Raw genomic sequence first — 10,059 nt, 5'->3', positions numbered from 1 at the left:
GAAACAAATATTGAATTTATTAAGCAAAGCAAAACGTGGTTAACAATTTACCGTATTGCGGTAGTTGGAATGGTATTATTCGGTTCTGTTGCGACGCTTCAAGTTGTATGGAATATGGCAGACTTATTTATGGGTCTAATGGTAATCACGAACTTAATTGCAATTACACTTCTTGGCCGATTTGCGTATGCAGCATTAGCAGACTATGTAAGGCAAAAGAAACAAGGGAAAGATCCAGTCTTCAGTGCAGATTCTATTCCTGGTTTAACGAATACAGAGTGTTGGGATAAGTCAGCGGTAACAGATAAAGAAAAAGCAGTGTAATTGAAAAGGTGAGCATCGAGGCAAATTCGATGCTCGCCTTTTTTGTTGTAGTAAATAATGAAAAGGGTGAGGGGTAATTATTAATATAACTTTTTTTGTTTGTTTCTCTCGTTATTATGGGGAACGTACTGCTTTAAAAGTATGACTGGTCGAAGAGGATAAGTGATTGAGTATTGGATAAATGCATGTAATAGCTATATTTTTATGAAAAAAAACACGCATGTTAAGATAATTAACATACTCATGTCATAAAACCTTACATAAAGTTCTTGATTACTTAAAGTTTTTAGAATATAATTTTCTTATTGTTAGAAAGAGGGGGCAATACAAATATGGATTTTTTAGCTAGGGTAATTGGGGATGTAAATAATATCCTTTGGTCATATATCATTATTGCGATGTTAATTGGGTTAGGGCTCTATTTTTCATTTCGTGTGAAATTTGTCCAAGTTCGTTACTTCGGTGAAATGATTCGTTTGCTTGGGGATGGAGCAAGCTCGAAAACGAGGAAAGCGCAAAAAGAGAAGAGCGGCGTATCATCATTCCAAGCGTTTTGTATGAGTACAGCTTCTCGTGTAGGTACTGGTAACTTAGCTGGTGTAGCTATTGCGATCTCAGCAGGTGGTCCAGGAGCAGTATTTTGGATGTGGTTAATTGCGGTAATTGGGGGTGCTTCTGCATTTGTAGAGAGCACATTAGCGCAAATTTATAAAGTAAAAGATGGGAATGCATTCCGTGGGGGCCCAGCGTATTATATGGAAAAGGGTTTAAAGAAACGCTGGTTAGGTGTTGTGTTCTCTGTTCTAATAACAGTAAGTTTCGGATTGATTTTTAACGCTGTACAGTCTAATACTGTAGCAGCTGCTTTTGATAGTGCATTTAAAACAGATAGCAGATTGGTAGGTCTTGTTATGGCTGGTTTACTTGCAGTTATTATTTTCGGTGGGGTAAAACGAATTGCTCGCGCGGTTGAAATGATTGTTCCAGTAATGGCAATTATTTATGTAGCAGTGGCATTATTCGTTGTTGTAACAAACATTACGGCAATTCCATATGTATTTAAAGAAATTTTCTTACATGCTTTCGGAATTAAAGAAGTAGTAGGCGGAGGATTAGGAGCTGCGATTTTATTAGGGGTAAAACGTGGGTTATTCTCAAATGAAGCAGGTATGGGTAGTGCGCCGAACGCAGCAGCGACTGCAAACGTAACGCACCCAGTTAAACAAGGTTTCATTCAAACTTTAGGGGTATTTACTGATACATTATTAATTTGTAGTTGTACAGCATTTATTATTCTTTTATCAGATGTGCATAATGCAGCTGATTTAAATGGAATTCAATTAACGCAGCAGGCGTTAAGTCAACATATCGGTCCATGGGCTTCTATATTTGTGGCAGTTGCGATCTTCTTGTTTGCATTTAGTTCATTAGTAGGTAACTACTACTATGGTGAAACAAATATTGAGTTCTTAAATGGAAGTAAAGTGTTATTAAATTCATACCGCATTGCTGTACTTGGTATGGTTATGCTAGGATCTGTAGCGACAATTCAAATCGTTTGGGATTTAGCAGATTTATTCATGGGTATTATGGCTGTTATTAACTTAGTAGCAATTGTATTCCTTTCAAAGTACGCTTTCGCAGCGTTATCAGATTATATTAAGCAAAAGAAACAAGGGAAAGATCCAGTCTTTTATGCGGAGTCTATTCCAGGTTTGAACAATACAGAGTGTTGGGATAAGCCAGCGGTAGCTGATAAAGAAAAAGGAGTATAATGAGGTGAGCATCAAGTGAAACTTGATGCTCATTTTTTGTTGGTTCAGCTATTTGTGTGAAGTGAAACTCCTGCTCATTAAAGTTTCGCTTTATAATGAAAAAGACGAACATTCATGAATGTTTCATAATAAAATGTATTTTTTTAAGAAAAGTGCGGATATGAGTTGTGATTTATGTTAGAATGGAAAATGCCTTTGAAATAAGAGGTTTTATGATCTTTCCTATCCGATTGAAGACTTTGGAGGAGAAATGGAAAGTTCGGATTATTTCTTGTTTTGAATGGTCAGACGTTCAACGTTAATGAAGAGTTAAATGGAGGATTTTATTAATGAAGTTTGTTATGTTCCTTGTAGGATTACTCGTTGTATTTGTACTCGGTTTTCTTATAAGTGCCGATCGAAAGAAGATTAAGTATAAACCAATCGCAATTATGCTTATTATTCAGCTAGCATTATCTTATTTCTTATTAAATACGCAAGTTGGTTATATTTTAGTAAAAGGAATTTCAGATGGATTTGGCGCACTTCTTGGATATGCGGAAGCTGGAATCGTTTTCGTATTTGGTGGTCTTGTTAATAAAGGAGAGGTTTCATTCTTCTTAACAGCGTTATTACCAATCGTATTCTTTGCGGTTTTAATCGGAATTCTGCAACACTTTAAAATTTTACCGATATTTATTCGTGCTATTGGTACGTTGTTAAGTAAAGTAAATGGTCTAGGAAAACTAGAATCATATAACGCAGTAGCAGCTGCCATTGTTGGACAAGCAGAAGTATTTATTACAGTAAAAGATCAATTAAGTAAAATCCCAAAACATCGTTTATATACATTATGTGCATCTTCTATGTCGACAGTGTCGATGTCAATCGTTGGTTCTTATATGAAAATGATCGAACCGAAATATGTAGTAACAGCACTTGTATTAAATTTATTTAGTGGTTTCATTATCATTCATATTATTAACCCGTACGATATTACAGAAGAAGAAGATACACTGAAATTAGAAAATAAGAAAAAACAATCATTCTTTGAAATGCTGAGCGAGTACATTATGCTTGGTTTCACGATTGCGATTACAGTAGCAGCTATGTTACTCGGTTTCGTAGCATTAATTACAGCAATCAATAGCTTGTTTGATACAATGTTCGGTATTACATTCCAAGCTATTTTAGGATATATTTTCTCACCATTAGCATTCGTAATGGGCATCCCGCAAGCAGAAATGGTAACAGCGGGACAAATTATGGCAACAAAATTAGTATCAAACGAGTTTGTTGCGATGCTTGACCTTGGAAAAGTAGCTGGTGATTTATCGGCTCGTACGGTTGGTATTCTTTCTGTATTCCTTGTATCATTTGCGAACTTCTCATCTATCGGAATTATCGCAGGTGCAACGAAAGGTATCGATGAAAATCAATCAAATGTTGTATCATCATTCGGTTTACGCCTTGTGTACGGTGCGACGTTAGTAAGTATTCTATCAGCGATTATCGTTGGTGTTATGTTATAAAGTGAAACTTTAATTAGTGGGGGGAGCTTTATCCCCCGCTGATTATTAGTTGAACCAATCGGGCTTTTATGGGCAATTAATCACCCATCTAACTTCTTTGTTTTCGCTGAATGTTGAGATGGGGGTCTTACTGCCCGTTAAAGCGGGGTAAAAAAGGGTAGCTCTAGCTCATAGCTGGGGCTATTTTTTTTATGGTAAATTTGCATGAAAAAACCAATTAATTAGGAATATATTAACATATAAAAATCTTTTAAAATTTATATTGCATTTCACCTAGATAACGCTTACAATTTGATTTGTAGGTGGTATCAATTTCAGACTTTCAAGTATGGTAGGAGAGAAGAAGCTACCTTTTATAAATTGCAATTTATGTAAACGCTTACTGATTTTAGATGACAGTTGAATAGTTTTAGGGGTTTAAAATTTTTTTAACAATAATGGTCAGACGTCATTCGTTATACGTTATACGACCAATAATTCGTGGGAGAAGTGGGGGATTCACATATGAAAATAGTAATGTTTCTAGTCGGTTTACTTGTAGTGTTTGTACTAGGTTTCCTTATCAGTTCAGATCGTAAGAAGATTAAATATAAACCAATTGCACTTATGCTTGTTATTCAATTGGTACTTGCGTATTTCTTACTAAATACAAAGGTCGGATTTGTATTAGTAAAAGGGATCGCAGATGGATTTGGTTCTATTTTAAAATTTGCGGAAGCTGGGGTTAATTTCGTATTTGGTGGTCTAGCAAACGATGGACAAGCACCATTCTTCTTAACAGTATTATTACCGATTATTTTCTTAGCAGTATTAATCGGGATCCTGCAACATATTAAAGTTTTACCGATTATCATTCGTGCAGTCGGTTTCCTATTAAGTAAAGTTAACGGTTTAGGAAAACTAGAATCATATAATGCGGTAGCAGCTGCAATCGTTGGTCAAGGGGAAGTATTCATTACAGTAAAAGATCAACTAAGCAAATTACCGAAAAATCGTTTATACACACTTTGTGCATCTTCAATGTCTACAGTATCGATGTCAATTGTCGGTTCTTATATGAAAATGATTGATCCAAAATATGTAGTAACAGCACTTGTATTAAACTTATTTAGTGGATTCATTATTGTTCATATTATTAATCCATATGAAGTAAAAGAAGAAGACGATATTTTAGAATTACAAGAAGACAAGAAACAAACATTCTTTGAAATGTTAGGCGAATATATTATGCTTGGTTTCTCTATCGCTGTAACAGTAGCGGCGATGTTAATCGGTTTCGTAGCATTAATTACAGCAATTAATGGCGTATTCGATTCAATTTTCGGAATCACATTCCAAAGCATTTTAGGATACATCTTCTCACCATTAGCATTCGTAATGGGTATTCCAACATCAGAGATGTTACAAGCAGGACAAATTATGGCAACAAAATTAGTAACGAACGAATTCGTTGCAATGCTTGACCTTGGAAAAGTAGCTGGCGATTTATCAGCTCGTACAGTAGGTATTTTATCTATCTTCCTTGTATCATTTGCGAACTTCTCATCTATCGGAATTATCGCAGGTGCAACGAAGAGTATCGATGGCAAACAAGCAAACGTTGTATCATCATTCGGTTTAAAACTTGTATACGGTGCAACGTTAGTAAGTATATTATCAGCGATTATCGTTGGGGTTATGCTTTAATAAATTAAGAAAAGCAATGAGCGTAGGCTCATTGCTTTTTTTGTTTAACTTGCTTTATCCAAGTCTCTTTTAAAACGTGGTTTCTCTAAATAAGTTCCCAGTCTCCAGACATATTCCACTGGCCCCATTCGGTATTTCTGGAGCCAATAGGTGCTAACGAATAATTGAATCGTATAAATTCCGATGGTTAAAAGAATACCGAAGAAATAGCCGATTTTCCCGTATAAGCCAAATCCATATGCGTAAAAAATGGTTGTTGCGATAATAGATTGCGCTAAGTAATTACTAACGGACATTTTCCCTATGTTCGCCATGTATGTTAGTAGACGGGTTGCTTTTTTGTAATGGAATAATAAAATGATTGTGCTTCCGTAAAAGAAGGTCATAGTTACTGGTGTAAGGCCATCTTGTAACATAATTAAAACCGGGTGTTTTATGAACATAGCTAAGATTTTAATTGTAAAAGAGAAGAGACCGGTGGCAAACCATATTTTTTTGACAGCAGGTATATGTTTACTGACCTCAAATAGCCAGCCTTTTTTCCCTACATACATTCCGAGTAGGAACAGTGGAGACATAAAAATTATTGCGAAAACTGATATAAAAAATAATCCGAATGCACCGTCAATTCCCATGTAATCAAAAGGATTTTCAGTCAATCTAAAGTTGACGTGATCCATATAGCTTCCAGTTTGATGGACTTTATGTTCTTTTTCAGTATAAGGTGCGAAATCATTTATATTTGTAGATGGATCAGTTTGATAAGACATAAGTGTAGTAAGTGCGAGTAGAATAATCGCCCAAATAAGCAAAGTTTTCGGTTTTCGATTGATGAATATCATTAAAAAAATCCCGATTATTCCGTATGCAAATAAAATATCTCCCTCCCAAACAAAAGTGCCATGAATGTAGCCGAGTAGTAAAAGAATGATAATACGTCTTATGTATGTGGGGAAGAATTTTTTTCCTTTTGCGATAATACTTTTTTGTAACAAAATAATGCTAAGCCCAAATAGAAAAGAAAATAGGGATATAAAGTTATGTGTGCCGAAAAATTGAATAAACCAATTAGCGCCTTTATCAAGATCGCCAAATAGATAAGTTGGTTTTTCACTGGTGAAGAACCCAAATTGAATTAATTTCATATTGACTAGTAAAATGCCAAACAAAGCGAAACCACGAATTGCATCAACAGCTTCTACACGTTGATTCATTTTTCCTCTCCTCGTATATTCGTTTTTATATTGAAAATAATACCATTTTATATCTGACACTATGTCAAATGTGAGGAAATTTAAGGTGATTTTAAGATAGAGAGCAAACAAAAAAATCACCTTAATACATGTATTAAGGTGATTGAAATATTACTCAGCTGGAGGCGTAAATGTACGTTTCTCTAATTCAGCATCTAGCATAAACAGTGCGTTTGAATCGCTTGTAATACGTTTTAGTTTTTGGATGATGCTATCGAATGAAGCTTCTTCTTCGACTTGTTCGTCAACGAACCATTTTAAGAATGTAATTGTTGCATGTTCACGCTCATCCCAAGCGATATCAGATAAGTTGTAAATACGTTTCGTTACTTCACGCTCGTGCTCAAGTGCGACTTCAAAAGCGTTTAATACAGATTCGTATTCGTTATTCGGATTATCAAATCCAGTAATAATAGCGCGCTCTCCGCGGTCATTAATATAGTTGTAAAGCTTCATTGCGTGGAAACGTTCTTCTTCAGCTTGTACAAGGAAAAAGTTAGCGAATCCATCATAGCTCTCAGCTGTACAGTAAGCAGCCATTGCCATATAAGCATGGGCAGAGTAAAATTCAAAGTTCATTTGTTCATTTAATGCGTCGTGCAATTTTTTTGATAACATAAAATCCCCCTTAGTATTGTGACAAGAATATTATACCATAATTGATAATATTCTCATTTAGATGCTTCGAACCTTTTCGAAAGCTTTGTGACGTGTGCGTCCATAATGTCTTGTAAGTCTAAATCATATTTTTGCGAAAGAATAATAAGGTTAGATAGTACATCGCCAAGTTCTTCTTTTAGTTCTTGTTTTAGCTCTTCTTCTGTTTTCGCATCTTCATCAGGGCGATCGCGGCCGATTTCAATAGCACGAACGACTCGTGAAACTTCCCCAACTTCCTCGGTTAAGAAATTTAAGCGAATAAAGGCATTATACTGTGACCAGCTTCGTTTTTCGTAAAATTCCTCAACCCATCTTTGAAATGCAACGATATCCATTTCTTCCTCATCTCCTCAATATGTTGTACAATGTCAATTGTATCATAACAATATATAGTTTCGGGGTGTAGGAATGAGAAAGATTTGTGTGTTTGCAGGTTCTAATTTAGGGGAGAGACCAGAATTCAAAGAGCAGGCAATTCAGTTAGGTAAAATGTTTGTTGAGAACGAGTATGAGCTCGTATACGGTGGTTCATGCGTTGGATTAATGGGAGAAGTAGCAAACGAAGTTCTTCGTTTAGGTGGACGTGTAACAGGTGTTATGCCACGCGGTCTATTCCGAGGAGAAATTGTGCATACAGGATTAACAGAATTAATTGAAGTAGAGACGATGCATGAACGTAAAGCGAAAATGGCAGAGCTTGCAGATGCTTTTATTGCGCTTCCAGGCGGATACGGAACGTTTGAAGAACTATTTGAAGTTGTATGTTGGTCACAAATTGGTATACATAATAAGCCGGTTGGTTTATTAAACATAAAAGGTTTTTACGGACCAATTCTGCAAATGGTTGAACGTGCAGCAGAAGAAGGATTTATGAATCCATCAAATAAAGAATTGATCGTTTCAGCTGAGACGGCAGATAAACTAATTCATGCAATCCAAAATTATGAGCGTCCTGTTTTGGGAACGAAGTGGAAGCAACTATCATAGCAAATACGGAAACACATGTCGTTTTAATTTAAGATGGCATGTGTTTTTAATTTGGTTAAATATGTTAATTTTAATATATGACGTTTTTGGAAAAGGAGAAATTGATGGAGGAGTTCGTATATTTACGTCCGGTTTTTAAAAGTATTTTAGCAGCGTCTATTCTTGTTATGCTAATCGTTTCAATACAGAAGAAAGAGCTAATTAATGAATTTTCGCTTTGGTTTATTTCGATATTGTGTATCGGTGTTTCGGCGATAACACTCTTTATGATTGGCTTTATTGTTGATGAGTATAATTTGGCTGGAGATCCACAATCGTTTTGTATGTTTATTGCGATTGGTTGTATTAGTGGCCTGAATTTCATTATTTATTACAGAAGGCAATAAAAGAGGCATTCCATATTACTTTGGAATGCCTTTATCATTTTGATTGCTTTGTTTTTTATACAGGTACCAGCCACCCCAGCCGCCACCAATTGCTACGACAACGAGGAAAGCATAGTCTTTAACCTCGACACGTATATTGAAAATATTAGCTATAAGTAAGAGAATCCCAACTGTTATCAACGCAAAAAATGCTCTAATTAAGTAGTCTTTCAACTGAACCACTCCCGTCATTTAAGTAGTAAATGATGAATTTGGAAAAGCTAAAGGGTGTTTCCTATATTTTAACATAGATGAGATTGTAATATATTGATAAAAGTAGGGGAGAGGGGCGCTGATATTGTCTTGATTTGTCGGCAAATTGATATCCTTTGTCGAATCGTTGATATATTGCGGGTAATGATTGATATAATGAAAAAATCGTTGATATATTTCGAGTAATGATCGATATATTTGAAAAATCGTTGATATAATTTCGTGTACCGTTAAGTGCGACCATTACATAAAAAAGCGACTCTAAACGAGCCGCTTCCGCCTTAAAGTCTATTATTGATTCAAGAACGCACGTAGCATCCAAGCGTGTTTTTCTAGTTCTGTGTAGATGCCTAGTAGTAGGTCAGATGTCATTTCGTCGTCAGAGTCTTGAGCGATTTCCATGCCTTTTTTCAGTTCGACTAGCATCATTTCGTAGTCTTTCATGATTGCTTCGACCATCCCTTCTGCAGTTTCTCCGTATGCTGCTTCTTGAATAGAAGATAGTTCTAAGTATTCTTTCATTGTTGCTACTGGTTTGCCGCCAATTGCTAAAATACGTTCTGCAATTTCATCGATGTGAGTAGCTGATTCTGTGTAAAGTTCTTCGAATTTCTCGTGTAATGTGAAGAATTGAGGTCCTTTTACATACCAATGGAAGTTGTGAAGTTTTGTGAATAAAACGCTCCAGTCTGCTACTTGTTTGTTTAATACTTCGATTACTTGTTTGTTCATTATGATCAATCTCCTTTTGAGTTGTTATGTGATATCAATTACTAATTTATAATTATTATAATCTAGTAATATCTATAAATCAACCCTTTTGCTGGAATTAATTTGAACAAATTATGAACTGTTATAAATAAAAGGCCCTATTACGGTGAAGTAATAGGGCCTTTGTTTATTAAACAGCCTTTTGTTTTTCTTCTACATCCTGTCCATCCCAGCACTCTGTATTCTTTAAGCCAGGGATAGAGTTTGCAATGAAGACAGGATCTTTGCCTTGTTTCTTTTGCTTCAAATAGTCTACTAATGCAGCGTAAGCAAATTTGCTAAGGAATGAGATGGCAATTAAGTTTGTGAATACCATTAGTCCCATGAATAAATCAGCTAAACTCCAAACTGTTTTAAGAGCAGCGATTGATCCGAAGAATACCATTCCGACAACTGCAACACGATAAATCATTAACCATGTTTTGCTTTCTTTAATGAATGCGATATTTGTTTC

12 protein-coding genes are annotated in these 10,059 nt (G+C 35.5%); 6 read left to right on the top strand and 6 right to left on the bottom strand.

Features of this window, described 5'->3' with window-relative positions:
• The 4 genes from OXT04_RS29220 to OXT04_RS29200 all read left to right on the top strand — a co-directional run.
• Window positions 1–324, top strand: a 324-nt coding sequence (locus OXT04_RS29220) for an alanine:cation symporter family protein (RefSeq protein WP_267418930.1), incomplete at its 5' end; no start/stop codon positions are given.
• A 332-nt stretch (window positions 325–656) separates the two neighbouring features.
• Window positions 657–2,099 carry an alanine/glycine:cation symporter family protein gene (locus OXT04_RS29215; RefSeq protein WP_267418929.1) on the top strand — a complete coding sequence of 481 codons (1,443 nt, stop codon included), beginning with the start codon at window positions 657–659 and terminating at the stop codon, window positions 2,097–2,099.
• A gap of 329 nt (window positions 2,100–2,428) precedes the next feature.
• Window positions 2,429–3,610, top strand: coding sequence for a NupC/NupG family nucleoside CNT transporter (locus tag OXT04_RS29210; RefSeq protein ID WP_000673841.1), 1,182 nt, complete (start codon window positions 2,429–2,431; stop codon window positions 3,608–3,610).
• A 504-nt stretch (window positions 3,611–4,114) separates the two neighbouring features.
• Window positions 4,115–5,296, top strand: a complete 1,182-nt coding sequence (locus OXT04_RS29200) for a NupC/NupG family nucleoside CNT transporter (protein ID WP_000706853.1) — start codon at window positions 4,115–4,117, stop codon at window positions 5,294–5,296.
• A gap of 44 nt (window positions 5,297–5,340) precedes the next feature.
• On the opposite strand, the gene OXT04_RS29195 is transcribed toward OXT04_RS29200, so the two are convergent.
• The 3 genes from OXT04_RS29195 to OXT04_RS29185 all read right to left on the bottom strand — a co-directional run bounded on the left by OXT04_RS29195 (window position 5,341) and on the right by OXT04_RS29185 (window position 7,544).
• Complete coding sequence (locus OXT04_RS29195; protein ID WP_267418928.1) at window positions 5,341–6,510, bottom strand: DUF418 domain-containing protein; 1,170 nt, start codon at window positions 6,508–6,510, stop codon at window positions 5,341–5,343.
• Between the two features lie 150 nt (window positions 6,511–6,660).
• On the bottom strand, window positions 6,661–7,167 hold the full coding sequence (locus OXT04_RS29190; protein WP_000949403.1) for a ferritin: 507 nt from the start codon (window positions 7,165–7,167) through the stop codon (window positions 6,661–6,663).
• A gap of 53 nt (window positions 7,168–7,220) precedes the next feature.
• The gene (locus OXT04_RS29185; protein WP_000355746.1) at window positions 7,221–7,544 is read right to left on the bottom strand and encodes a MazG nucleotide pyrophosphohydrolase domain-containing protein; all 324 of its coding nucleotides are present in this window, start codon (window positions 7,542–7,544) and stop codon (window positions 7,221–7,223) included.
• Between the two features lie 73 nt (window positions 7,545–7,617).
• Here OXT04_RS29185 and OXT04_RS29180 point away from each other — a divergent pair, with 73 nt between their 5' ends.
• Together OXT04_RS29180 and OXT04_RS29175 are read left to right on the top strand one after the other, a co-directional pair.
• A complete protein-coding gene (locus OXT04_RS29180) occupies window positions 7,618–8,196 on the top strand; it encodes an LOG family protein (protein WP_001225756.1) in 579 nt (192 codons plus the stop codon).
• Window positions 8,197–8,300: 104 nt separating this feature from the next.
• Entirely contained in the window at window positions 8,301–8,582 is a 282-nt protein-coding gene (locus OXT04_RS29175; protein WP_016513205.1) for a hypothetical protein, read from the top strand.
• A 15-nt stretch (window positions 8,583–8,597) separates the two neighbouring features.
• On the opposite strand, the gene OXT04_RS29170 is transcribed toward OXT04_RS29175, so the two are convergent.
• The 3 genes from OXT04_RS29170 to OXT04_RS29160 all read right to left on the bottom strand — a co-directional run.
• Window positions 8,598–8,795, bottom strand: a complete 198-nt coding sequence (locus OXT04_RS29170) for a hypothetical protein (RefSeq protein ID WP_000656312.1) — start codon at window positions 8,793–8,795, stop codon at window positions 8,598–8,600.
• A 330-nt stretch (window positions 8,796–9,125) separates the two neighbouring features.
• Window positions 9,126–9,566 carry a Dps family protein gene (locus tag OXT04_RS29165; RefSeq protein WP_001041895.1) on the bottom strand — a complete coding sequence of 147 codons (441 nt, stop codon included), beginning with the start codon at window positions 9,564–9,566 and terminating at the stop codon, window positions 9,126–9,128.
• Window positions 9,567–9,735: 169 nt separating this feature from the next.
• The coding region (locus OXT04_RS29160; protein ID WP_267418927.1) for an alanine:cation symporter family protein at window positions 9,736–10,059 on the bottom strand (324 nt) is incomplete at its 5' end.

It is taken from the genome of Bacillus sp. GC_Bacil_1 (genome assembly GCF_026540675.1).
Classification (GTDB): domain Bacteria; phylum Bacillota; class Bacilli; order Bacillales; family Bacillaceae_G; genus Bacillus_A; species Bacillus_A cereus.
The sequence above is the reverse complement of the archived record's forward strand: the minus strand, read 5'-3'. Positions and strand labels throughout refer to the sequence as shown.